The organism is Paracoccus sp. (in: a-proteobacteria) (genome assembly GCF_047605025.1).
Lineage (GTDB): Bacteria > Pseudomonadota > Alphaproteobacteria > Rhodobacterales > Rhodobacteraceae > Paracoccus.
On sequence record NZ_JASGGO010000013.1, the window covers coordinates 39,085 to 62,763 of the forward strand.

The following is a 23,679-nucleotide window of genomic DNA, read 5'->3' on the forward strand; positions in this document are numbered from 1 at the left end:
GCCTGTCAAAAGCCTCTGATGCGTCGGCGACCGCTCCGGTCAGGACTTGTTCTTGGTTCATAGCCAGCACAGGACGGTTGCGGCGAGGGCGGAGAGAAAGACTTGGGGGATCTGTCATAGCGGGCAGCGACCCTGCACCAGTCCTGAACCTGCTAAACATGATCTTGATCGGGTTGCGGTATTTGTATCGGTGCTTGTCATATTTGACGGGTTTGCCGCGTGAGTTTCCGCCGGGAACACAGGGCTTGATCCCGTTTCTTCGCAGGGCTTCGCGGAACCAGCCGGCATCGCAACCGCGATCTGCCAGCAGCCAGTCTGCTGCGGGCAAATGCCCCAGCAACGCCGCCGCTCTGGTCTAGTCGCTGACCTGACCGGCGGTCATGAAGAAACGGATCGGACGGCCCTTGGCATCGGCGACGGAATGGAACTTAGTGTTTATGCCTCCCTTCGTCCGCCCGATCAGTCAGTCATCCTCCCGATGGTTAAGGGGCTGCGGAGGTAGAATTTTCTGGGCAAGATGGACGAGGAGGTTCCGATGAAGAAGAGCCGTTTCAGCGAAGCCCAGATCATGGGCGTGCTGTGTCCGGCCGAGGGCGGGCAGGCTGTGCCGCGCGCACGGGATCAGCTACGCGACGTTTTGCAAATGGCACGCCAGCCAGGTATCGCGGGATGGATGCGTTCATGATGAGCCAGAGTGAGCGGTGAACGCCATTGGTTCGAGAGAACCGCGAACGGCCCTGGAGGACGAGATCCGGCGGTTGAAACGCATGTCTGCCGATCTCGGCATGCAGGCTGACTTGCTCCGGGAGGCCCTGGGAAAGAGGTGACGCGGCCAGTTCAGCGCCGCGAGCCGGCCGAGAAGGCGGTGGCGACGAAGGGGGTTGGCATCGCGCTGGCCTGCCGGGCGTTCGGGGTCAGCGAGACCTGCTGCCGTTACAGCCCGATGGGCGACGACGAGATGATTGCCGATCCGCCGGTCGGGCTGACCAATATCCTCCAGACCTGTATCCTCCAGACCTGGGGTTTCGGCTTGTGCTTCCTGCGCCTGCGGAACGTGAAGGGGCACGCCTGCAACCACAAGCGGGTCCACCGGATCTACCGCGAGCTGGAGCTGAACCCGCGGATCAAGCCAGGGCGACGGTGCAAACGCGAGAAGCCCGAGGAATCGGCCGTGCCGGGGGCACCGAACCTGGTTGTTCATTCCCGTCATCTGGTGGATCGGGTTCAGGATGAATCTGCCTGGCTCTGAAGTCCAGATTTTGCAGATGTATTCGTAGGGCGTGAGACCGCCGAGGGTCTTGAGTCTGCGCGCTAAGTTGTAGGCCGCCATGAAGTCCGTCAGGTGGGTGCGCAACTGCTCATGGGTTTCGTAATGGAACCGCTTGGCGGTCGCCTCTTTGATCGTGCGGTTCACCCGTTCGACCTGGCCGTTCGTTCAGCCGCGAAACTCCAACTCGCGGCGGTCCAAGGTTGGGGAACAGCACACAACCCCAAGGACTCTCGCTATGAACGAGGGATGGCCAGGGGGCAGGTCAGCAGCGCCGCGCCGAAAGAGGTGCCGTTTACGATACAGCCGTCGGCGGCGGCGCCAAGACTATGGTATCCTGTCAGCGCGGCAACCGCAGGACCGCGCGGCATCGCGGATTGCATTCATCCCGCCGCATGTCATGACAATTAATTGAATTTCCCCGCATCCTCGTGCTTTTCACGATTCAGTCGGTTGTCATTGCGCGCCCACGACATCTATGATGGAGGCGCAATCTCCCAAGCGGTGAAGGAACCAATGGTCGAACAGAACCTGTTGCTCTTGCTTGTTCTGACGCCATTCGTCTCGGCGATTCTGGCGGCCACGCTTCAGGTCGGATCGCGCAATGCCGAGACCTGGCTGGCGGGCCTGACCATGGCCACCATGCTGGGTATCCTGAGCGTGCTCTACCCTTCGGTCACGGAAGGCGGGCGGATCGTCGGCACCATTACCTGGGCCAGTTCCGTCGGGTTGGACCTGACCTTCCGCATCGACGGGTTCGCCTGGATTTTCATGGTCCTGGTCTCAGGGATCGGGATGCTGGTCCTGCTTTACGCGCGCTATTACATGGGGCCGGACGAGGCGGTGCCCAGGCTTTATTCCTGCCTGCTGGCCTTCGCGGGCGCGATGGCGGGGCTGATCCTTTCGGGCAACATCATCATGCTGGTGGTCTTCTGGGAGCTGACCAGCCTGGTCTCGTTCCTGCTGATCGGCTATTGGTTCCATCGTCAGGACGCGCGGGACGGGGCGCGGATGGCGCTGGTCGTGACGGCCTCGGGCGGACTTTGCCTGCTGGTCGCGATGATCCTTCTGGGCCAGATCGTCGGCAGCTACCAGCTTGAGGACGTGCTGGCGGCGGGTGCGGTCATCACCAAGCATCCGCTTTATCCGGTGATCCTGATCCTGTTCCTGCTGGGCGCCTTCACCAAATCGGCGCAATTCCCGTTCCATTTCTGGCTGCCGAACGCGATGGCGGCGCCGACGCCCGTGTCGTCCTATCTGCATTCCGCGACGATGGTGAAGGCCGGGGTGTTCCTGCTGCTGCGCTTTCATCCCGCGCTTGGCGGCACGGATATCTGGTTCCAGATCGTCACCGGGGTCGGGTTGACCACCCTGCTGCTGGGCGCTTTCGTCGCGCTTTTCAAGCATGACCTCAAGGGCCTGCTGGCCTATTCGACGATCAGCCATCTGGGGTTGATCACGGCGCTGGCCGGGATCGGCACGCCGCTGGCGCTGATCGCCGCGATCTTTCACATCGTGAACCATGCGGTCTTCAAGGCCTCGCTCTTCATGGCCGCCGGCATCATCGACCACGAGACCGGCACGCGCGACATGCGCCGCCTGTCGGGGCTGGCACGCGGCATGCCGATCACGGCGGCGCTGGCGATCATCGCCTCGGCGGCGATGGCGGGTGTGCCGCTGATGAACGGGTTCCTGTCGAAGGAGATGTTCTTCGAGGCAACCTATGTCTGGAACAACGGCACGCCGCTGGACAATGCCGCGCCCTATGTCGCGGTGCTGGCGGGCGCGTTCAGCGCGGCCTATTCGCTGCGCTTCATCCTGAAGGTGTTCTTCGGTCCCGAAGCCACCGACCTGCCGCATCAACCGCATGAGCCGCCCAGCTTGATGCGGCTGCCGGTGGCGCTGCTGGCGGCGATCTGCCTGGCCATCGGCATCCTGCCCCAGGCGGTGCTGGGCGACGCGCTGAAAAGCGCCTCGATCGCCGTCCTGGGGCCGGAACTGCCCTATTTCAGCCTCAAGATCTGGCACGGGCTGACGCCGGCGCTTTACATGTCGCTGATCGCGATGACGCTGGGCCTGCTGATCTATCTGCTGCCGCGCCGCTGGATCGACCAGGGCGAGGAAGGCACCCGCCTGATGCGCGCGCTGAACTTCGGCCGCGCCTTCGACTGGCTGCTGCAATTCCTGACCAAGACCCTGCCCAAGGTGCTGCTGCGCTGGGGCAGCGCGAACGGCTTGCAACCGCAGCTTCGCGCGCTGGTCCTGATGGGAATGGCGGCGGCCTGGTTCACGCTGGAGCCGCTGGAATGGACCATTCCGCTGCCCCGGATCACCTCCTCGGAACTGGTTTTCGGGCTGATGTGGATCATCGGCGGCGCCTGCGCCATCGGCGCGGCCTGGCAGGCGAAATATCACCGCTTCGCCGCGCTGATCCTGCTGGGGGGGGCGGGGCTGGTGACCTGCGCCACCTTCGTCTGGCTGTCCGCGCCCGACCTTGCCGTGACCCAGCTTCTGGTCGAGATCGCGACCACGGCGCTGCTGCTTTTGGGCATGCGCTGGCTACCCAAACGCAACGAGGAGATCCCCGGCGACCAAAAGCTGCGCCCACGCCTGCGCCGGCTGCGCGATCTGGGCATCGCGGTCACATGCGGAATCGGCATGACCTCGATCGCGCTGGCGGTGCTGCTGACCAAGCCCGGCACTTCGGTCGGCGACTGGTTCCTGCGCCACTCCTATGTCGAGGGCGGCGGCACCAACGTCGTCAACGTGATCCTGGTAGATTTCCGCGCCTTCGACACCTTCGGCGAGATCACGGTTCTGGCCATCGTGGGGCTGACCGTCTATTCGCTGCTGCGCCGCTTCCGTCCCGCGCCCGAAAGCGTCGAGCGTCCGCGCCCGCAGCTTGAGGCCGAGGAGCAGGCGCTGGAGGCGTATCTCTTTATTCCCGCCGTGTTGATGCAATGGATGTTCGCGCCGATCATCACGCTTTCGGCCTATCTTTTCTTCCGCGGCCATGACCTGCCCGGCGGCGGCTTTGCCGCGGGCGTCACGCTGGCGCTTGGCCTGCTGCTGCAATATGTCGCCGCGAATGTGCGCTGGGTCGAGGCGCGGCTGACCATCCTGCCGGTGCGCTGGATGGCGACCGGCCTTTGCGTCGCGGCGGCCGTGGGCGCGGGGTCTTGGATATTCGGCGTGCCCTTCCTGACCACGCATTACCAATATATCGAACTGCCGATGATCGGAAAGGTGCCCGCCTCGACCGCGATGCTCTTCGACGTGGGGGTGTTCTCGCTGGTGGTGGGCGCCATCGTGCTGATGCTGATCGCGATCGCGCACCAATCGCTGCGCGTTGCCCCCCGCGCACGCCCGACCGAGCCGGAGGAGGAGAAAGGCTGATGGAACTGATCCTTGCGCTGGCCATCGGGGTTCTTACCGGCTCGGGCGTCTGGCTGCTGTTGCGGCCACGCAGCTATCAGGTCATCGTCGGGCTGTGCCTGCTGGCCTATGGGGTGAACCTTTTCATCTTCTCGATGGGGCGGCTTTACGTCAGCGCGGCGCCGATCATGCCCAAGGGCGGCTTCGTCGATCCGACCGCCTATGCAGATCCGATGCCCCAGGCGCTGGTGCTGACCGCCATCGTCATCAGCTTCGCCACCACGGCGCTGTTTCTGGTGGTGATGATCGCGGCGCGCAGCGTGACCGGAACCGATCATGTCGACGGGCGGGAGCAGGGCCAATGAACGGCGCGCTGCCCAATCACCTGATCATCGCCCCGATCCTGATCCCGCTGGTCGCGGGGGCGATCATGCTGTTCTACAACGACCGCAGCCGCCAGACGAAGCTGCTGCTGGGCCTTGTCGCGGTGGCGCTGATGTTCGCCTGCTCGGTCGAGTTGATGAACGACGCCAAGGCAATGAGCCAGGACCAGCAAGCGCTGGTCCAGATCTATCGGCTGGGCGACTGGCCGGTGCCGGTGGGGATCATCCTGGTTCTGGACCGGCTCTCGGCGATGATGGTGATGCTGACCGCGCTTCTGGCCGCGCCCTCGCTGATCTATGCGGCGGCGGGCTGGCACGGCAAGGGCCAGCATTATCACAGCATGTTCCAGTTCCTGCTGGCCGGCGTCAACGGCGCCTTCCTGACCGGAGACCTGTTCAACCTTTTCGTCTTCTTCGAGGTGATGCTCGCGGCCAGTTACGGGCTGATGCTGCACGGCTCGGGACCCGAGCGGATCAAGGCCGGGCTGCACTACATCGCGATCAACCTGGCGGCATCGCTGTTCTTCCTGATCGGGGTGGCGCTGGTCTATGGCACCACGGGCACGCTGAACATGGCCGATATCGCCCGCGCCGTGCATGGGTTCGAGGGCCCTCCCCGGCTGATGTTCCACGCCGCCGCGGGCTTCCTGGGCATGGCCTTCCTGATCAAGGCGGCGATGTGGCCGCTGTGCTTCTGGCTGCCTTCGACCTATTCCGCCGCCTCGGCGCCGGCCGCCGCGATCATGGCGGTCATGACCAAGGTGGGGGTCTATGTGATCCTGCGGCTGGCGCTTCTGATCCTTGGCCCCGACGCCGGGACATCGGCGGGTTTCGGCGCGCCGCTGCTGATCGTGGGCGGCATACTGACCATGGGCTTCGGGATGATGGGCGCGCTCGGCACGCCGGAACTGGGCCGCAAGGGCGGCTATCTGGCGATCCTCAGCTCGGGCACGGTGCTGGCGGCGGTGGGCTTTACCCAGGCCGGCGCCGGGGCCGAGCTTCTGGGCGGCGCACTTTACTATATGGTCGGTTCGACCGCCGCCGTCTCGGCCTTCTTCCTGCTGGCCGAGCCGGTCTCGCGCGATGACGAAGGGATGGACGACAAATCCGCCCCCGCCGACAGCGCGGTGGAACTGGCCGAACGCTGGGAATGGACCCCCATGGGCCTTGACACCGTAGAGGACACACCCGCCCCGGCAAGCAGCCGCACCGTGTCCTGGCTGACCATGAGCGTCTGTTTCGCGATGATCGCGGCCGGGTTGGCGGGTCTGCCGCCCATGCCCAGCTTCATCGGCAAGTTCGCCATCCTGCGCGGGGTGATCGCCGACAACATCACCCTGCCGGGCCACCTGCCGGCGGTCCTGTGGATCTATGTCGGCATGCTGATCCTTTCGGGGCTGGGGGCGATGATCGCGCTGATGCGCTTCGGCATCCGCCGCTTCTGGGCCGAGGAAGGCCCCCCGCCCCGCATCCTCGCGCTTGAGGTCGCGCCGGTGGTCATGCTGCTGGGCATGCTTCTGATGCTGACGGTGCGGGCGGATGCGGTGCTTAACTATACCCGCGTCACCGCCCTGTCTTTGCTGGATGCCGGAACCTATCGCGAGGCCGTCTTGCGCGATGCCGCGCGGCTTGACAGCGAACCGGCCCAGAACCTTAAGCCCACCGATGGAGGGGAAAGCGAATGAGCCGCTGGCTGCCCCATCCGCTGATCTCGGCCAGCCTGGTGCTGATGTGGTTGCTGCTGACCAGCTTTTCGGTCGGGCACCTGGTCCTGGGCAGCGCCATCGCGCTGGTCGCGGGCTGGTCGGTCGCGCATCTGCATCCCGCAAAGCCCCGGCTGCGCCACCTGTCGGCAGTCCCCAGGCTGATGGCCATCGTCGCCTGGGACATCATGAAGTCCAACATCTCGGTCGCGCGGGTGCTGCTGATGGGGCCGAACCATCCCGCCTATCACTCGGGTTTCGTCGAGTTGAGGTTGCGGCTGCGCGACCAGAACGCGCTGGCGCTGCTGGCGATCATCCTGACATCGACCCCCGGCACCGCCTGGCTGGAATACGAGGCCGAGAACGGGCGCCTGCTGTTGCATGTGCTGGACCTGCGCAGCGGCGACGACTGGCAGAAGCTGATCCAAGACCGCTACGAATCCCTGCTGATGGAGATCTTCGAATGAGCGCCCAGATCCTGGAATACGCGCTGACCTATGCGCAGATCGCGATGATCCTGGCGCTGGGTCTGGCCTGCTGGCGGATGCTGCGCGGCCCCCGCGCCCAGGACCGGGTGCTGGGCCTGGACACGATGTATATCAACGCGATGCTGCTGTTCCTGCTGATCGGCATGGGCAATGGCAACGTCTTCTTCTTCGAGGGCGCGCTGGTCATCGCGGTGCTGGGCTTCGTCACCACCGTCTGCGCCGCCAAGTTCCTGATGCGGGGCGAGGTGATCGAATGAAGCATCTGCAAGACCTGCCCCCCATCGCCGCCATCCTGATCGCCATCTTCGTGGTGATCGGCGCCACGCTGGCGCTTCTGGGCAGCCTGGGGCTGGTGCGGCTGAAAAGCTTCTATCAGCGCCTGCATGCGCCGACTCTGGCCTATAGCTATGGCACCTTGCTGATCGTGCTTGGTTCGATGGCGATGTTTTCGCTGCTTGAGGATCGGCCCGTGGTGCATGAAATCATCATCGGCATCTTCATGATGATCACCACGCCGATTTCTCTGCTGATGCTGGGGCGCGCGGCGCTGCGGCGCGACCGCGACGCCAAGCTTGGCCATGACGAACATGTGCCGCCCCGCGCCCATGTCGACGAACCGCCGACCCCGCGCGACCTCTCGGGATATGGCGAAGGGATGCTGGACGCGAACCTGCTGCCCGACCCCGGCAAGGAACGCCGCGAGGCGGGCCCGGACCCGGCCTAGCCTAACCCCCGCGCGAGGATGCCAGCACCTGGCGCAGCGCCGCCGGATCCACGTCGTCGGTAACGAAGGCGCGGCCGATGCCATGGGCCAGGATGAAGCGCAGCCTGCCGTCCTGGACCTTCTTGTCCTGCGCCATCAGCGCGATCAGCGCCTCGTCATCGGGCAATTCGCCCGGAATGTCGGCGATGCGCGAGGGCAGGCCCATGGCCGCGAAATGCGCCCCCACGCGCGACGGCGCCTCTTGGCTGCACAGCCCCATCCGGGCCGAAAGTTCAAAGGCCAGGGTGCAGCCGATGGCCACGCCCTCGCCATGCAGCAGGCGCGCCGAATAGCCGGTCGCCGATTCCAGCGCATGGCCGAAGGTATGGCCCAGGTTCAGAAGCGCACGCTCGCCCTGCTCGGTCTCGTCGCGCTGGACGATGCCGGCCTTCATCTGCACCGAATGGCGCACGGCGCGCTGCAGCGCGGCCGGATCGGCCTGAAGCCCCGGTCCCGCGCCTTCCAGCCAGTCGAAAAAGCCCTCGTCGCCCAGAAGCCCGTATTTCGCGACCTCACCATAGCCGGCGCTGAAATCGCGAGGCGGCAGGGTCGCCAGCACGTCGATATCAGCCAGAACCAGCGCGGGCTGGTGAAAGGCGCCGATCAGGTTCTTGCCCTGCGGGCTGTTGATCCCGGTCTTACCGCCAACCGAACTGTCCACCTGGGCCAGAAGCGTGGTCGGGATCTGCACGAAGCGCACGCCCCGGCGCAGGATCGCGGCGGCGAAGCCCGCCAGATCGCCGATCACCCCGCCGCCAAGGGCGATGACCAGATCCTTGCGCTCGATCCTCTGCGACAGCAGCCATTCGACGGCGCGGCCCAGTTCCGCCCAGCACTTCGTGCCCTCGCCCGAGGGCAGGGCCAGCGCCTCGGCCCGGATGCCCTGGTCGGCCAGCGCATTTCGCAGGCGCGGCAGATGCAGCCTCGCCACCGTCTCGTCGGTCAGGATGGCGGCACGGCGGGGGCCCGCCAACGCGGCGATCTCGGCGCCCGCGCGGTCCAGAAGGCCGCGCCCGATCCGCACCTCATAGGAGCGCGCGCCCAGTTCGACGGGAATGGTCTCGATCATCGTTTCGCCTCCAGGATGGCCGGTTGACCGGCCCGGATCGCCTCGACCACGCGGGTCGCGGTCTGCTCGACCGTCTCGCCGCGCCGGGACTGGATGTGCAGGTCGGCCAGGGCATAGACGGGGCTGCGCTCGCCGATCAGGCGCTCCAGCGTGCCGCGCGGGTCGGCGGTTTGCAGCAGGGGCCGGGTCGGACGGCTGCGCACCCGGTTCCACAACGTCTCAAGGTCGCAATCCAGCCAGACCGAGACGCCATGCTGGCCGATCCGCTCGCGGTTGCCGGCCCGCATCCACGATCCGCCCCCGGTCGAAACGATGCTGTCGCCCCCGGCCAGCACGCGGGCCAGCACCTCCGATTCGCGGGCACGAAAGAATTCCTCGCCGTCGCGGGCGAAGATCTCGGGGATGGTCATGGCGGCGGCACGCTCGATCTCAGCATCGGTATCCCAGAACGGGCGCGACAGACGCCGGGACAGTTCCGCCCCGATCGCAGTCTTACCCGCCCCCATCATTCCGATCAGCACGATATTGCGCCCCATTGCCCCCCCGTAACGCGCTTTAGCCTTTTACCCCTGCCGCAAACGAGGCAACCGGGATATGTGGAGGCAGTGAATGGCGTGATCTTTCGGAAAATGCCATATATATTTTGGCGCGAGCCGGCGTCAGACCGGCAATGCGAAGTTGATTTGAGGCGAAAAGGACGGGCTATGAGGCTTCTTCGGGTGGTCATCGTGCTGGCAATTCTTCTGGCGGCGGGACTGGCGGGCTATGCCTATTTCGGGGACATGACCGCCGACCCGCGGGAAACGCGCCTGCCGGTCAAGCTGGATCTGGGCACGGCCCCGCCGGCGGCGCCCGCGCCTCAGGCGCCCGCGCCCACGGCCCAGGATGCCCCCGCCGCGACGGGGAACGGGCAGAATGACCTGGACTAGGACCACGACCGCCGGGGCTGCGGCGCTGGCGCTGCTGGCGGGACCGGGTGCGGCGCGGCCGCCGCTTTCGGCCAGCGACTGGCTGTCCGGCAGCATCCAGCAACCGAACACCGTCTCGGCATGGCGCCCGCAGGACGGCAGCCCCACCGAGATCACGCGCAAATCCCGCGACGAGATCGCCAAGAGCGGCTCGGTCGAGCCGGTGGGCGTGGTCCGGCTGGGCGCGGACAATCCCGACAGCACCGGCACAGTCTCGCCCAAGGCGGCGGGACTGCCGGCGGGGCTTTGGGGCGACAGCGACAGTGCCACCCTGGCGCAGATCGTGGCCCGCGTGACCCCACGCCTGCCCGCGCTGCGCCGGCTGGAACGGCGGCTTCTGGCCGCGCGGCTGAACCCGCCCAAGGCCGCGACGGGACAGGAGGGGCAGCTTTTCCTGGCCCGCGTCGACCAGCTTCTGGACATGGGCGCGACCGGCGCCGCGCGGGAATTGCTGCGCGCCGCCGGTCCCGCCGATCCGCAGCGGTTCCGCCGCCTTTTCGACATCGCGCTTTTGTCCGGCGAAGAGGCCGAGGCCTGCGGCATCATGGACCGCACGCCCGGCGTCGCGCCCAGCTTTCCGGCCCGCATCTTCTGCCTGGCGCTCGGCGGCGACTGGGCCGCCGCCGCGCTGGTCTTTCACGGGGCCGAGACCTTGGGCCGCATCGACCCGGCCATGTCCGAGCTTCTGGCCCAGTATCTGGATGACGGCTATTCCGACCAGGGCCGACAACTGACGCCGGGCGCGGTGGTGACGCCGCTGGATTTCCGTCTGTTCGAGGCGATCGGCCAGCCGCTGCCCTCGGCCAACCTGCCGCTGGCTTTCGCGCTGGCGGATCTGGACCAGAACGGCGGCTGGAAGGCCCGGCTGGACGCAGCCGAGCGGCTGGCGCGGGCGGGCGCGATCACCGCCTCGCGCCTGCGCGACATCTATATCGAGCAGCGCCCGGCGGCCTCGGGCGGGGTCTGGGACCGCGCCTCGGCCATCCAGGCGTTGATCAAGGGGCTGAACGACAAGGATGCGGCGGCGGTCTCGGAAAGCCTGCCCCCGGCCTTCGACCTGATGGTCGCGGCGGGGCTTGGCCCGGCCTTGGCCGAGATGGCCGGGGCCGAGGCGGGAGCGATGCCGCTGACGGGCCGTGCGGGCCAGATCGGGCTTTGGCTGGCCTTGCAGGCCGGGCAATGGCAGGTGGTGCAGGCCGCCCCTTCGGGCGATGCGGCGTCCTTCGACCTTTGGTTGCTGGATTTCGCCAGCGGCCTTGCCGATGCCGTCCCGCCCGAGGGCGCGGGGGCCGAGCGTGCGCGCATCCTGCTGGGCGGCTTCCGCGCCGACACCCCCCTGCCGCCACGGGCCGACGAGCTTCTGACCGGCAACCGCCGGGGCGAGGCGCTGCTGGAAGCGATCCAGGACACCGATGCCGGCCTTGACGGCGACCTGCCCCGCGCGGCGCAGGGGCTGCGCATCCTGCGCGCGCTGAACCAGGGCGAAATCGCGCGGCAATCGGCGGTGGAACTGGTCCTGGCGCCGGTGATCTCGGCCCCACAAGGCTCGACCCCGCCAGGCTTGGCCGGGCTGGGGTTGGTCGGGCCATGAACGAGGCGGTCGCCGACCTGCGCCGGATCTCGGCCTTCCTGGACGCCCAGGCGGCCGAGGCGGGCGCGGCGCGCAATACGCTTCTGGCCTATGGGCGCGACCTGCGCGACCTTCTGGACTGGCTTTCGGGGCGCGATCTGGGCCTGCTCAGCATGACCCGCGAGGCGATAGAGGATTATCTGAGCCATTGCGACGCACTGGGCCTGTCGCGCGCGACCCGCGCCCGGCGCCTCTCGGCCATCCGGCAATTGACCCGCTTCGCCCTGGACGAGGGCTGGCGCGATGACGATCCCGCCGGACGCATCGCCGGGCCGGGCCGGGCGATGCGCCTGCCCAAGGTGCTTGGCCGCGACGAGGTGCAGGCGATGCTGGACGCCCTGCCCGCCCTGGGCCGCAACCCGGCCGAGCGCAGCCGCAACCTCGCGCTGTTCGAACTGATCTATGCCACGGGAATGCGGGTCAGCGAACTGGTCTCGTTGCCCGTCGGCGCCTGTCGCGGCAATCCGGCCCTGCTGCTGATCAAGGGCAAGGGCGGCAAGGAGCGCATGGTGCCGCTGAACCCGCCCGCACAGCGCGCGCTGGCCGACTGGCTGCGCCTGCGCGATCAGGCCGCGCCCGACACGCCCCTGGGCAGGCTGGTCGCGGGCAAGGGCGGTCGCTGGCTTTTCCCCGCCCCCTCGCATGAGGGGCATATGACCCGGCAGGCGATGAACGGGCTGCTGAACCAACTGGCGCTTGCGGCGGGGATCGACCCGGCCCGCGTCTCGCCCCATGTGCTGCGCCACGCCTTCGCCACCCATCTTCTGGAGGGCGGCGCGGATCTGCGCGCGATCCAGAGCCTGCTCGGCCATGCCGATCTGGGCACGACCGAGATCTATACTCATGTCCTTGATGCGCGGATGCGGGATCTGGTGCTGAACCATCACCCCCTGGCCCAGCAGTCACCCGAGGATCGGGAATGATGTCCGCCCTGTGGCTGGTGCCGGCGGCCCTGCTTGTGCTGTCGGGCTTCCTTTCCGCCTCGGAGGCGGCGCTGATGCAGGCCAGCCGCGCCAAGTTGCGCGAACGCGACGACCCAAGCGCCCAGGCGGCGCTGGCGCTGGCCGAGGAACCCGAGCGCCTGACCGGCGCGATGCTGCTGGGCCGGGCGCTGGCCCAGATCATGGCCGCGAGCCTGGCGACGCGGCTGGCCGCGCCCCATCTGGGCGGGCATGGGCTTTGGCTGCTGGCGATGGCGATGGCGATGGCGATGGCGGCGCTGGTGCTGGTCCTGGCCGAGGCGGTGCCCCGCGCGCTGGCGGCCCTTGGCCCCGAACGGCTGGCCTGCGCGGTCGCGCCCATTCTGGGCCTGCCGGTGCGCATCCTCGCCCCGCCCTTTCTGCTGGCCCGCCGCCTGACCGCCGCGATCCTGGCGCTGTTCGGCCTGCGCGCGGAGCCAGGCACCGCCAGCCTTCAGGACGAGATCGCCGACGCCCTTGCCCAGGGCCATTCCAGCGGCGCGGTGCAAAAAGAAGCACGCGACCGCCTGCTGGGCGCGCTGGACCTGGGCGAGCGCGCGGTCGAGGAGATCATGCTGCACCGCTCGCGCGTCGAGATGGTCGATGCCACGCTGACGCCCGGGCAGGTGCTGGACCAGGTGCTGAAAAGCCCCCATACCCGCCTGCCCGTCTATCGCGGCGAGCGCGAGAATGTCGTCGGGGTGATCCATGCCAAGGACCTGCTGCGCGGCGTGCGCCGGGCGCTGCACCAGGGCGGCCCCGAGGCGCTGGCCCGCTTTGACGTGCTCAGCACCGCCATGCCGCCCTATTTCGTCCCCGAGACAACGCCTCTGGACGAACAGATGCGCGAATTCCTGAAGCGGCACACGCATTTCGCCCTGGTGGTGGACGAATATGGTAGCCTGCGCGGCCTGATCACGCTTGAGGATATTCTTGAGGAAATCGTGGGTGAGATCACCGACGAGCATGACACCGATGCCGCAGGGATCCTGGCGCCGAATGGCGCGGGCGATTACCTGGTCGATGGCGGCATGACCATCCGCGATCTGAACCGCGCGCTGGACTGGGACCTGCCCGATGACGAGGCAAACACGGTCGCCGGCCTCGTCATCCACATGACCCAGTCAATTCCCCTGCCGGGCCAGGTGTTTTCGTTTCACGGCTTCCGCTTTCAAGTGGTGACGCGGCGCGAGAACCGCATCACCCGTCTGCGCATCCGGCCTCCGGTCTGATCGCGGCCCTAGTGGTCGGCCATGCCGGCGGCGCGCTTGGCGCCCTCAAGATCCACCGAGGTGCCGTTGAAGAAAGCGTTCAGCGCCACTGCCGCGATGGTAGCCAGCAGGATCCCCGATTCGATCAGCGGGTGGATGGCATGCGGCAGCCATTGCTTGAAATCGGGAGCGATCAGCGGGATCATCCCGAAGCCCAGCGACACCGCGACCACGAACAGGTTGTTGCGATTGCCGGCGAAATCCACCGTCGAGAGGATGCGGATCCCCGTCGCCGCGACCATGCCGAACATCACCAGGCCCGCGCCGCCCAGAACCGAGGTCGGCAGCGATTCCACCGCCGCGCCCATTTTCGGCACCAGCCCGAAGACGATCAGGATCACCCCGCCCGCGACGCAGATATAGCGGCTTTTAATGCCGGTGACGCCGACCAGGCCCACGTTCTGGCTGAACGAGGTATAGGGGAAGGTGTTGAACAGCCCGCCGATCAGCGTGCCCAGGCCGTCCGTGCGCAGCCCAGCGGTCAGGCGCTGGGGCGTGATCTCGCGCCCGGTCATGTCGCCAAGGGCCAGGAACATGCCGGTCGATTCGATCATCACCACGATCATCACCAGCACCATGGTCAAAATCAGCACCGGCTCAAAGATCGGCGCGCCGAAATGGAAGGGGGTGACGATTCCGAACCAGGCGGCCTCGTGGACCTTCTCGAAGGTCATCTGCCCCAGCGCGATGGTCAGAACCGCCCCCACCAGCATGCCCAGAAGCACGGCGATATTCGCGACGAAGCCCCTGCCGAAGCGCGCGATCATCAGGATCGCCAGCAGCACGATGCCGGCAATGGCGATGTTGACGGGCCGGGCGTAAAGCGGGTTCTGCACGCTGGCGGCGGGGGCAAAGCCCTGTGGCAGCGCGGGCACCACGCCGGTGCCGGCCATGTCCTTGAGCTGGTTCACCCAGCCCAGGGCCACCGGATCCACCACCTTGGGCGCGGTCGCCCCGACCGGATTGCCGAAGATCCAGTTGATCCCCACCCGCATCAGCGTGACCCCGATCACCAGAATGATCGTGCCCGTCACCAGTGGCGGAAAGAACCTCAGCATCCTCCCGATGAAGGGCGCGATCAGCATGGCCACGATCCCCGCCCCGATGATCGAGCCGAAGATCATCCGCGCGCCATCCGGGCCGGGATAGGCATTGGCCATCGCGATCATCGGCCCGACCGAGGCGAAGGTCACGCCCATCATCACCGGAAGCTGGATGCCGAACCAGCGCGTCATCCCCAGCGACTGGATGATCGTCGCGATGCCGCAGCAGAACAGATCCGCCGAGATCAGAAACGCCACATCCTGGGGCGACATTTTCAACGCCCTTCCCACGATCAGCGGCACGGCGACCGCCCCCGCATACATGACAAGGACATGCTGCAAACCCAGCGCCGTCAGGCGCAGGGGCGGCAGGATTTCGTCCACAGGATCTCGAGTCATGACTTTCCCTCTTTCGTCGTTCTCGGCAAAACGGTGCCATCTGCCGTCCAACAAGGCAACTAAGAGAAAGAAATTTCGGCATAGGCCATGCAAACAGATGCAAATTAAGGCATTGATGCCAGAAATTCGCTTGCTGGTTTTTCCCGTGAAGGTCTGGCGCGCGGCGGGCGGCTCGGGCATAAGCGGCCCCGAGGATCCCGCATGACCCAGCACCAGCCCCTTGCCCGGCACGCCCCCGGCGCGCTGCCCGCCGCCCCGCTCGGGGTGCTTGCGGAAGCTTCGGCACGGGGGCAACTGCTGGGGATCGCGCTGCTGCTGCTTGCGATCTTCCTCTTCACCCTGATGGATGCGACGGCCAAGCACCTGGCGCAAAGCTATCATCCCGCCCAACTCATCTGGGTTCGCTTCATGACGAATCTCGTCCTGGTCGGGGTGATCCTGGCGCCCCGGCTGGGCCGCACCATGCGTTCGGCGCGGCCGATGGTGCAGCTTTTCCGGGGGTTGGCGCAATTGGCCTCGATCGGCCTGTTCTTCACCTCGCTGCAATTCATCGGCCTGGCCGAGGCCACCGCGATCATGGACATCAACCCGGTGCTGATCACGCTGGCGGCGGCGCTGTTTCTGGGGGAAAGCCTGGGTCTGCGCCGAATCCTCGGGATCGGAGCGGCGCTTCTGGGCGCGATGCTGATCATCCGTCCCGGCGCGGGCGTGTTCCAGCCCGCCGCGCTGCTGCCGCTGATCGGCGCCTTCACCTATGCCGCCGGGGCGGTGCTGACGCGGATGGCACGCTGCGATTCCCTGGCCACCTCGATCCTGTGGTCGGCGGTGGTGGGCAGCGCGATCAGCTCGATCGCGGTGCCCTTTTTCTGGCGCCCCATCGCCGGCGGGGATGTCTGGGCCTTTCTGCTGCTGGGTCTGCTTGGAACCGCCGCGCAGGTGCTGCTGATCCGCGCCTTCGCCCTGGCCGAGGCAGCCGTCATCGCCCCCTTCGGCTATACAAGCCTGATCTGGGCCGGAATCTGGGGCTGGCTGTTCTGGGGCACCATCCCCGACGGCTGGTCCGTCACGGGCGCGTTGATCATCGTGGCGGCGGGATTATATGTCTGGTGGCGCGAGGCCCGTGTCGTGAAAGGCCCCGCGACCAGCCAGGAACCGCCCGACCCAAGACGATGAGCCAGAAAGACCCGACCCCCTCGCTGCGCGATCGCCTGGCCAACGGCGCCTTCGGGGCCGTCATGGGCCTGGCGCGCGCCCTGCCCTATGCGCGTCGGGTGCCGACCATGGGCTGGCTCTTCGCGCATGTGCTGGGGCCGCTGGCGGGCTGGCGCGGGCGGATCCGCCGCAACCTCGCCATGGCCTGGCCCGAACTGTCCCCCGCCCAGGTCCGCCGCCTGACCCGCGCCGTGCCCGAGAATGCCGGCCGCTCGCTGGCCGAACTCTATTCCGGGGCCGAGTTCGTGGCCCGCATCCATGCGGCAGATCCCCTTTCCGGTCCTGGCCTGCCCGCGCTGGAACAGGCCGCCGCCAGCGGCAGGCCGGTGATTCTCGCCGTGGCGCATTTCGGCAATTACGACGCCATGCGCGCCGCGCTGACCGGGCGCGGCTGGCCGGTCGGCGCGCTTTACCGGCCAATGAACAATGCCGCCTTCAACCGCCATTACATCCCCGCCATGCAGGCCATCGCGCAACCGATGTTCCCGCGCGGCCGCGCGGGCCTGGCGGGCATGCTGCGCTTTCTGAAGGGCGGCGGCTGGCTGTCGCTGGGCTATGACCAGTTCGACGGTCATGGCGCGGAACTGCGCTTCTTCGGCCTTCCGACCAGGACGGTCCTGACCCCGGCCGAGCTTGCCATCCGCTATGACGCGCTGATCCTGCCCATCGCGGGCATCCGCCAGCCCGACGGGCTGAGCTTTCGCGTCGAGGTGGGCGCGCCGATCCCCCATTCCGACCCCGCCAGCATGATGCAGCAGTTGAACGACCAGTTGGAAGCGCAGGTCCGCGCCCATCCCGAGCAATGGTTCTGGGTCCATCGAAGATGGAAACGGCGGCGCTGAAACCTTCACGCGCGGGCGAAACCCTTTCCCTTGCCGCCAGGCGCAGGCTATAAGCGGCGCAACCGCCGCGCTAAAGAACGCGGCTCCAATGACAATTTCAGAGGACGGTATGAGCGACGAAAAGAAAACCCACGGCCAGGACCGGCAGGACAGCAAGGACGACGTGGCCTTTATCCAGGCGCTGGCGGAACTGCTGAACCGCAACGACCTGACCGAGCTTTCCGTCAAGCGCGAATATGGAGAGAACGACCGCCTCACGGTCAGCCTGTCCAAGCAGGGCAAGCTGGTCCAGATCGCCGCCGCCCCGGCCGCCGCTGCCCTGCCCGCGCCGGCCGCGCCCTCGGCTCCCGCCGCAGCCCCCGCGCCGGTCAGCGAGGATCCGGCCAACCTGCCGGGCATCGTCACCTCGCCCATGGTCGGCACCGCCTATCTGGCGGCCGAACCCGGCGCGCCGGCCTTCGTCACCATCGGCAAGCAGGTCAAGGAGGGCGAGACCCTGATGATCGTCGAGGCGATGAAGACGATGAACCACATCTCGTCGCCGCGCTCGGGCACGGTCAAGCGCATCCTGGTCGATGACGGCAGCCCGGTCGAATTCGGTGCCCCCCTGATGGTCGTCGAGTGAGGCGCGGATGTTCGACAAGATCCTGATCGCCAATCGCGGCGAGATCGCGCTGCGCGTCGTCCGCGCCTGCCGCGAGATGGGCATCGCCTCGGTCGCGGTCCACTCCACCGCCGACGCGGATGCGATGCATGTGCGCATGGCCGACGAATCGGTCTGCATCGGCCCGCCGCCCTCGACGGAAAGCTATCTTTCCATGCCGGCCATCATCTCGGCCTGCGAGATCACGGGCGCGCAGGCGATCCATCCGGGCTATGGTTTCCTGTCCGAGAATGCCGGCTTCGTCCAGATGGTCGAGGATCACGGCATCGCCTTCATCGGCCCCTCGGCCGAGCATATCCGCATCATGGGCGACAAGATCACCGCCAAGGACACCGCCAAGGCGCTGGGGATCCCGGTGGTGCCCGGCTCGGACGGCGGCGTGCCGGACGTGGCGGCCGCCAGGCGCGTCGCGGCCGAGATCGGCTATCCGGTCATCATCAAGGCCACCGCCGGCGGCGGCGGGCGCGGCATGAAGGTCGCCGCCGACGAGGCCGGGCTTGAGACCGCCTTCCGCACCGCGCGGGCCGAGGCCAAGGCCGCCTTCGGCAATGATGAGGTCTATATCGAGAAATATCTGCAACGCCCCCGCCATATCGAAATCCAGGTCTTCGGCGACGGGCGCGGCCGCGCGGTGCATCTGGGCGAGCGCGACTGTTCACTGCAACGCCGCCACCAGAAGGTGCTGGAAGAGGCCCCCGGCCCCGTCATCACGCCCAAGCAGCGCGCCAAGATCGGCGGCATCTGCGCCGATGCCATGGCAAAGCTCGGCTATCGCGGCGCCGGCACCATCGAGTTCCTGTTCGAGGACGGCGAGTTCTATTTCATCGAGATGAACACGCGCCTTCAGGTCGAGCATCCGGTGACCGAGGCGATCTTCGACGTGGACCTGGTGCGGCAGCAGATCCTGGTCGCAGCCGGCGCCGAAATGGAGTTTCGCCAGGAGGATCTGAAGATCCGTGGCCATGCCATCGAGGTGCGCATCAACGCCGAGAAGCTGCCGAACTTCACCCCCTCGCCGGGCACCATCACCCAATATCACGCGCCCGGTGGCCTGGGCGTGCGCATGGACAGCGCCATCTATGACGGCTACCGCATCCCGCCCTATTACGACAGCCTGATCGGCAAGCTGATCGTGCATGGCCGCGACCGGGCCGAGGCGCTGGCGCGACTGGATCGCGCCCTGGGCGAATTGATCGTGGACGGTATCGACACCACGGTGCCGCTGTTTCGGGCATTGCTGGAAAATCCCGATATCCGCGCGGGCGATTACTCGATTCACTGGCTTGAGAAATGGCTGGCCAAGCTGGCCGAGAACCCGGCCGCCTGATGACCGGATTGACTGCGGAAAGGCTGCTCTTCGCCTATGCGCAGGGCGTCTTTCCGATGGCCGAATCCGCACATGACCCCACGCTTTACTGGTTCGACCCGCCCGAGCGCGGCATCCTGCCGGTGGGGGGCGTGCATGTCTCGCATTCTATGCGGCGCTTTCTGCGCGGCACAGACTGGCGGGCCACGATCAACCGCGATTTCAATGCCGTGGTCGCGGGCTGCGCCGACCGGGCCGAAACCTGGATCAACGCCCCGCTGATCGCGCTTTACGACGAGTTGCACGGCATGGGCCATGCGCATTCGCTGGAGGTCTGGGAGGGCGGCGAACTGGTCGGCGGCACCTATGGCATCTCGCTGGGTGGGGCATTTTTCGGAGAAAGCATGTTCTCTCGGCGCAAGAACGCCTCGAAGGCCGCGTTGATCTGGATGTCGGGGCACCTGCGCCGCTGCGGTTTCCGGCTATGGGACACGCAATTCCTGACCGCGCATCTGGCCTCGATGGGAGGCATCCAGATCAGCCGGGCCGATTACCGCGAGCGGCTGAAGCAGGCGCTGGACTGCCCGGTGCACCTATGCGCCACGGATGCGCTGCCGGCGCCTCAGGCTTTGTCGCAGGATATGACCCAGACATCATAGCGCGGATCGTCCAGCGCCGAAATCGCCGGGGACGAGGCGATCATCCAACCCGAGAAAACCGTCCGGTTCGCCTTGCTGTCCTGAATCGTCAACTCGGCATAGGCATCCGAGGTGGGATCGGCGGCCGGATAGCGGCATTCGCCCAGCCGCACATCAAGTCGGCCGAATTCGACCGACTGGCCCGGCGCGAGTTGAAAGTCATGGGTCTGGCCAGTCACCTTGTCGAGCCCGCGCAGCGCCGCTTCCTGCCCCCGCGCCGTCTCGGGACCATGGGCACGCGAAACCGCCGCTTGACGTTCCGCCGCCGAGGGTTCGGCAGGGGCCACGGCCTGGGGATCCTCGCTTAGCGCGGGATCGACCAGCAGGCTGTCGTCCACCGGCGCCTGTGCCTCCTCCTGGGCAAGCGCGGGCATGGCGGCAAGGAACAGGCAAAGGCTCAGCTTGCGGATCATTCGCCCTCTCCATCCGCCTGGGCATCGACGAACTTCATCATCAGCGACAGCAGGCTGACGGCGCCCTGGACATCCTCGATCTCGTCGCCGGGGGCGAGGTTCTCGGCCGCGCCGCCGGGCTGAAGCTCGATATAGGCGCCGCCAAGCAGGCCATCGCTTTGGATCAGCGCGGCGCTGTCGGCAGGAAGCCGGATCTCGCCCGGAAGACGCAGCCGCGCCTCGGCCAGATAGGTCTGCGGGTTCAGCGTGACGCCCGAGACCTTGCCAACCTTGACGCCCGCGACGCGGATATCGGTGCCCGGCTCGATCCCGTCCACGTTCGGAAAGGCCGCGCGCAACTCATAGCTGGCGCCACCCATGCCCTTGATCGCGCCGCTGCCCGACCAGAAAAGGAAAGCTGCGGCTACCGCCAGAACGGCGGCGCCGACCCACAGCTCGGCCTTTTCCGCCGCGCTTTGCATCTTATTCCGGTTGCCAGGCGTCGTAATCGCGCCGCTCGGCCGGCTTGGCGCGATAGATCGAGCCGGCCGGGTGATATGCGGCGGGCGTGCCGGTCTGGTTCGGCTCGTGCGGCTGTTCCCAGGTCTTGTGCGGCAGCGGCTCGGTCGTGGGCGGGTTCTTATAGGTGTGATGCAGCCAGCCATGCCATTCGGGAGAGACGCGGCTCGCCTCGGCTTCGCCGTTATAGATGACCCAACGCCGCTTACCGCCACCCGACTGGTAATAGATATTGCCCTGATCGTCCTCGCCGACCTTTTCGCCGTAAAGACGGGTCCAGACCTGGGTGTTGATGGTCTGGCTGTTCCACCAGGTCAGGGTGCGCAGGAGAAGGGACATGGGTAAGAACCTCTTCAATCGGATTTGGTCGAGATATGGCGCATGTTGGCGGCAAGGTCCAGAGAAGCTTGATCCATCCGCCCTGACAGCGGCCCGGATGCGCATGCCAGGGCCCGGCATCAGGAAACCGGCATCAGGAAACCGGCATCAGGAAAGAAGCCTGCGGCCTTTCCCGACCAAGACCGCCCTTCTCCAAAGGAGGATGTCCCCCGGAAGCGGGTCCGGGACGCACGCGCACGGCGCGATCAAGGGCGGACTCAGCCGGCGGTCGCGGCTTCCTTTTTCGATTCGATATGGATCAGCAGCGGCTTGGCATTGGCGTTGTCCACGGCTTCCTCGTTCACCACGACCTCGGCCACGCTGTCCATGCCCGGCAGTTCGAACATGGTGTCCAGAAGAATGTCCTCCATGATCGAGCGCAGGCCGCGCGCGCCGGTCTTGCGCTTGATGGCGCGGCGCGCGATGGCGGTCAGCGCATCCTCGGTGAAGGTAAGCTTGACGTTTTCCAGGTCGAACAGGCGCTGATATTGCTTGACCAGCGCGTTCTTCGGCGCCGTCAGGATCGAGATCAGCGCGCCTTCGTCCAGGTCGCCCAAAGTGGCGATCACCGGAAGACGGCCGACGAATTCGGGGATCAGACCGAATTTCAGCAGATCCTCGGGCTCAAGCTGCTTGAAAAGCTCGCCCACGCCCTTGTCGTCCTTTTCCTTGACCGCCGCGCCGAAACCCATCGCCGTGCCCTTGTTGCGCTGCGCGATGATCCGGTCCAGGCCCGCGAAGGCGCCGCCGCAGATGAACAGGATGTTCGTGGTATCCACTTGCAGGAATTCCTGCTGCGGATGCTTGCGCCCGCCCTGCGGGGGGACGCTGGCGACGGTGCCCTCCATGATCTTCAGCAGGGCCTGCTGCACCCCCTCGCCCGACACGTCGCGGGTGATCGAGGGATTGTCCGACTTGCGGGTGATCTTGTCCACCTCGTCGATATAGACGATGCCGCGCTGCGCCCGCTCGACATTGTATTCGCTGGCTTGCAGCAGCTTCAGGATGATGTTCTCCACATCCTCGCCGACATAGCCGGCCTCGGTCAGCGTGGTCGCGTCGGCCATGGTGAAGGGCACATCCAGGATGCGCGCCAGGGTCTGGGCCAGCAGCGTCTTGCCGCAGCCGGTCGGGCCGATCAGCAGAATGTTCGACTTCGCCAGTTCTATATCGCTTTTCGAACTGTGGTTCAGCCGCTTGTAATGGTTGTGCACCGCGACCGAAAGGACGCGCTTGGCATGTTCCTGGCCGATGACGTAATCGTCCAGCACATTGCAGATCTCGCGCGGGCTGGGAACGCCGTCGCCGGATTTCAGCGCCGAGCTTTTCGTTTCCTCGCGGATGATGTCCATGCAAAGTTCGACGCATTCATCGCAGATGAACACGGTGGGACCGGCAATCAGCTTGCGCACCTCGTGCTGGCTCTTGCCGCAGAAGCTGCAATAGAGCGTGTTCTTGCTGTCGCCGCCGGTCTGATTGGCCATCAGTTCATCCTCGTATTACCCCGGAAATCGGCCCCAGCGCCGGATCTCCGCCTGTCAGCGGCGCGGGCCGGGCCCGCGCTGCATGTCGGTCTCTATGTTACGGGCCGCCATGGCCCGTCACAATCCCCAAAAACCGCCCCCCGCCGGGCGCGGTCACGTCCCCGGCTCGGCCTTGCCGCGCGCTTCCAGGATCTCGTCGATCAGGCCCCACTCCTTTGCCTCTTCGGGGGACATGAAGCGGTCGCGCTCCAGCGCCTCCTCGACCTCCTCAAGGGTGCGGCCGGTATGCTTGACATAGATCTCGTTCAGGCGGCGCTTCAGCTTTTCCGTCTCACGCGCGTGGATCAGGATGTCGGTGGCCTGGCCCTGGAACCCGCCCGAGGGCTGGTGGACCATCACCCGGCTGTTGGGCAGCGAGAAGCGATGCCCCGGCTGGCCCGCGCACAAAAGCAGCGAACCCATCGAGGCCGCCTGCCCCACCACCAGCGTCGAGACGCGGGGCTTGATGTATTGCATCGTGTCATAGATCGACAGGCCCGCCGTCACCACGCCGCCGGGACTGTTGATATACATGCTGATGTCCTTGGTCGGGTTCTCGGCCTCAAGGAAAAGCAATTGCGCGGAAATCAGCGTGGCCATGCCGTCATGAACCGGACCGGACAGGAAGATGATCCGTTCCTTGAGCAGGCGCGAGAAGATGTCATAGGCGCGTTCGCCCCGGCTGGTCTGTTCCACGACCATGGGGACGAGCGTGTTCATGTAGAATTCTGCCGGATCTTGCATGTCTTTCCTTGCCTTTGTCCCTGCCTGGCCTGCCCGTTTCGCGATTCGGCCCCGGAGCCTGCGCCCCTTGCCTGCGAAGCTCT

At 66.5% G+C, this 23,679-nt stretch carries 23 protein-coding genes and 3 pseudogenes; 16 read left to right on the plus strand and 10 right to left on the minus strand.

Features of this window, described 5'->3' with window-relative positions; translation table 11 throughout:
- Positions 1-57 precede the first annotated feature (57 nt).
- Positions 58-463 (minus strand): annotated as a pseudogene (locus QM682_RS09330) (transposase); the annotation flags it as partial.
- 72 nt (positions 464-535) lie between these two features.
- On the opposite strand from QM682_RS09330, the pseudogene QM682_RS09335 reads away from it, so the two are divergent.
- A pseudogene (locus QM682_RS09335) lies at positions 536-1,231 on the plus strand (transposase); the annotation flags it as partial.
- Here the strand turns inward: QM682_RS09335 and QM682_RS09340 are convergent.
- A pseudogene (locus tag QM682_RS09340) lies at positions 1,196-1,435 on the minus strand (integrase core domain-containing protein); the annotation flags it as partial. The pseudogenes QM682_RS09335 and QM682_RS09340 sit on opposite strands and share 36 nt — an antisense overlap.
- Before the next feature lie 348 nt (positions 1,436-1,783).
- Here QM682_RS09340 and QM682_RS09345 point away from each other — a divergent pair.
- Genes QM682_RS09345 through mnhG form a run of 6 tightly spaced genes read left to right on the plus strand, consistent with a single transcriptional unit; the run spans position 1,784 to position 7,940 of the window.
- A complete protein-coding gene (locus QM682_RS09345) occupies positions 1,784-4,663 on the plus strand; it encodes a monovalent cation/H+ antiporter subunit A (protein WP_415129026.1) in 2,880 nt (959 codons plus the stop codon).
- A complete protein-coding gene (locus QM682_RS09350) occupies positions 4,663-5,007 on the plus strand; it encodes a Na+/H+ antiporter subunit C (protein WP_415129027.1) in 345 nt (114 codons plus the stop codon). Before QM682_RS09345 ends, QM682_RS09350 begins: the two co-directional genes overlap by 1 nt.
- Positions 5,004-6,710 carry a monovalent cation/H+ antiporter subunit D gene (locus QM682_RS09355; protein WP_415129028.1) on the plus strand — a complete coding sequence of 569 codons (1,707 nt, stop codon included), beginning with the start codon at positions 5,004-5,006 and terminating at the stop codon, positions 6,708-6,710. Before QM682_RS09350 ends, QM682_RS09355 begins: the two co-directional genes overlap by 4 nt.
- Positions 6,707-7,195 carry a Na+/H+ antiporter subunit E gene (locus tag QM682_RS09360; RefSeq protein ID WP_415129029.1) on the plus strand — a complete coding sequence of 163 codons (489 nt, stop codon included), beginning with the start codon at positions 6,707-6,709 and terminating at the stop codon, positions 7,193-7,195. Before QM682_RS09355 ends, QM682_RS09360 begins: the two co-directional genes overlap by 4 nt.
- A complete protein-coding gene (locus QM682_RS09365) occupies positions 7,192-7,473 on the plus strand; it encodes a K+/H+ antiporter subunit F (protein WP_415129030.1) in 282 nt (93 codons plus the stop codon). The genes QM682_RS09360 and QM682_RS09365 overlap by 4 nt, the downstream gene beginning before the upstream one ends.
- Positions 7,470-7,940: a monovalent cation/H(+) antiporter subunit G gene (mnhG, locus tag QM682_RS09370; RefSeq protein WP_415129031.1), complete on the plus strand. Its 471-nt coding sequence runs from the start codon at positions 7,470-7,472 to the stop codon at positions 7,938-7,940. The genes QM682_RS09365 and mnhG overlap by 4 nt, the downstream gene beginning before the upstream one ends.
- 1 nt (position 7,941) lies before the next feature.
- Here mnhG and aroB read toward each other — a convergent pair whose 3' ends face one another.
- A complete protein-coding gene (aroB, locus tag QM682_RS09375; RefSeq protein ID WP_415129032.1) occupies positions 7,942-9,048 on the minus strand; it encodes a 3-dehydroquinate synthase in 1,107 nt (368 codons plus the stop codon).
- Positions 9,045-9,584, minus strand: coding sequence for a shikimate kinase (locus QM682_RS09380; RefSeq protein ID WP_415129033.1), 540 nt, complete (start codon positions 9,582-9,584; stop codon positions 9,045-9,047). Before QM682_RS09380 ends, aroB begins: the two co-directional genes overlap by 4 nt.
- Before the next feature lie 168 nt (positions 9,585-9,752).
- Between QM682_RS09380 and QM682_RS09385 the strand changes: the two genes are divergently transcribed.
- The 4 genes from QM682_RS09385 to QM682_RS09400 are packed head-to-tail and all read left to right on the plus strand — an operon-like array spanning position 9,753 to position 13,837.
- The gene (locus QM682_RS09385; RefSeq protein ID WP_415129035.1) at positions 9,753-9,977 is read left to right on the plus strand and encodes a hypothetical protein; all 225 of its coding nucleotides are present in this window, start codon (positions 9,753-9,755) and stop codon (positions 9,975-9,977) included.
- A complete protein-coding gene (locus tag QM682_RS09390) occupies positions 9,964-11,607 on the plus strand; it encodes a hypothetical protein (protein WP_415129037.1) in 1,644 nt (547 codons plus the stop codon). The genes QM682_RS09385 and QM682_RS09390 overlap by 14 nt, the downstream gene beginning before the upstream one ends.
- The gene (locus tag QM682_RS09395; RefSeq protein ID WP_415129039.1) at positions 11,604-12,569 is read left to right on the plus strand and encodes a tyrosine recombinase; all 966 of its coding nucleotides are present in this window, start codon (positions 11,604-11,606) and stop codon (positions 12,567-12,569) included. The genes QM682_RS09390 and QM682_RS09395 overlap by 4 nt, the downstream gene beginning before the upstream one ends.
- Positions 12,566-13,837 carry an HlyC/CorC family transporter gene (locus QM682_RS09400; RefSeq protein ID WP_415129041.1) on the plus strand — a complete coding sequence of 424 codons (1,272 nt, stop codon included), beginning with the start codon at positions 12,566-12,568 and terminating at the stop codon, positions 13,835-13,837. Before QM682_RS09395 ends, QM682_RS09400 begins: the two co-directional genes overlap by 4 nt.
- Before the next feature lie 8 nt (positions 13,838-13,845).
- On the opposite strand, the gene QM682_RS09405 is transcribed toward QM682_RS09400, so the two are convergent.
- Positions 13,846-15,318, minus strand: coding sequence for a nucleobase:cation symporter-2 family protein (locus QM682_RS09405; RefSeq protein ID WP_415129043.1), 1,473 nt, complete (start codon positions 15,316-15,318; stop codon positions 13,846-13,848).
- A gap of 201 nt (positions 15,319-15,519) precedes the next feature.
- On the opposite strand from QM682_RS09405, the gene QM682_RS09410 reads away from it, so the two are divergent.
- The 5 genes from QM682_RS09410 (at position 15,520) to aat (ending at position 20,001) form a co-directional block, all read left to right on the plus strand.
- A complete protein-coding gene (locus tag QM682_RS09410) occupies positions 15,520-16,491 on the plus strand; it encodes a DMT family transporter (protein ID WP_415129045.1) in 972 nt (323 codons plus the stop codon).
- The gene (locus QM682_RS09415; protein ID WP_415129047.1) at positions 16,488-17,372 is read left to right on the plus strand and encodes a lysophospholipid acyltransferase family protein; all 885 of its coding nucleotides are present in this window, start codon (positions 16,488-16,490) and stop codon (positions 17,370-17,372) included. Before QM682_RS09410 ends, QM682_RS09415 begins: the two co-directional genes overlap by 4 nt.
- 109 nt (positions 17,373-17,481) lie before the next feature.
- A complete protein-coding gene (accB, locus tag QM682_RS09420) occupies positions 17,482-17,997 on the plus strand; it encodes an acetyl-CoA carboxylase biotin carboxyl carrier protein (protein WP_415129049.1) in 516 nt (171 codons plus the stop codon).
- Positions 17,998-18,004: 7 nt separating this feature from the next.
- A complete protein-coding gene (gene accC, locus QM682_RS09425; protein ID WP_415129051.1) occupies positions 18,005-19,363 on the plus strand; it encodes an acetyl-CoA carboxylase biotin carboxylase subunit in 1,359 nt (452 codons plus the stop codon).
- Complete coding sequence (gene aat, locus QM682_RS09430; RefSeq protein WP_415129053.1) at positions 19,363-20,001, plus strand: leucyl/phenylalanyl-tRNA--protein transferase; 639 nt, start codon at positions 19,363-19,365, stop codon at positions 19,999-20,001. Before accC ends, aat begins: the two co-directional genes overlap by 1 nt.
- Here the strand turns inward: aat and QM682_RS09435 are convergent.
- The 5 genes from QM682_RS09435 to QM682_RS09455 all read right to left on the minus strand — a co-directional run bounded on the left by QM682_RS09435 (position 19,965) and on the right by QM682_RS09455 (position 23,596).
- A complete protein-coding gene (locus tag QM682_RS09435) occupies positions 19,965-20,453 on the minus strand; it encodes a DUF2155 domain-containing protein (RefSeq protein WP_415129055.1) in 489 nt (162 codons plus the stop codon). The genes aat and QM682_RS09435 overlap by 37 nt on opposite strands.
- Positions 20,450-20,914 carry an outer membrane lipid asymmetry maintenance protein MlaD gene (gene mlaD, locus QM682_RS09440; RefSeq protein WP_415129057.1) on the minus strand — a complete coding sequence of 155 codons (465 nt, stop codon included), beginning with the start codon at positions 20,912-20,914 and terminating at the stop codon, positions 20,450-20,452. Before mlaD ends, QM682_RS09435 begins: the two co-directional genes overlap by 4 nt.
- Position 20,915: 1 nt before the next feature.
- Positions 20,916-21,290, minus strand: a complete 375-nt coding sequence (locus QM682_RS09445; protein WP_415129059.1) for an NADH:ubiquinone oxidoreductase subunit NDUFA12 — start codon at positions 21,288-21,290, stop codon at positions 20,916-20,918.
- A gap of 257 nt (positions 21,291-21,547) precedes the next feature.
- A complete protein-coding gene (gene clpX / locus QM682_RS09450) occupies positions 21,548-22,813 on the minus strand; it encodes an ATP-dependent Clp protease ATP-binding subunit ClpX (RefSeq protein WP_415129061.1) in 1,266 nt (421 codons plus the stop codon).
- A 153-nt stretch (positions 22,814-22,966) separates the two neighbouring features.
- Positions 22,967-23,596 carry an ATP-dependent Clp protease proteolytic subunit gene (locus QM682_RS09455; protein ID WP_415129063.1) on the minus strand — a complete coding sequence of 210 codons (630 nt, stop codon included), beginning with the start codon at positions 23,594-23,596 and terminating at the stop codon, positions 22,967-22,969.
- Positions 23,597-23,679: the final 83 nt, after the last annotated feature.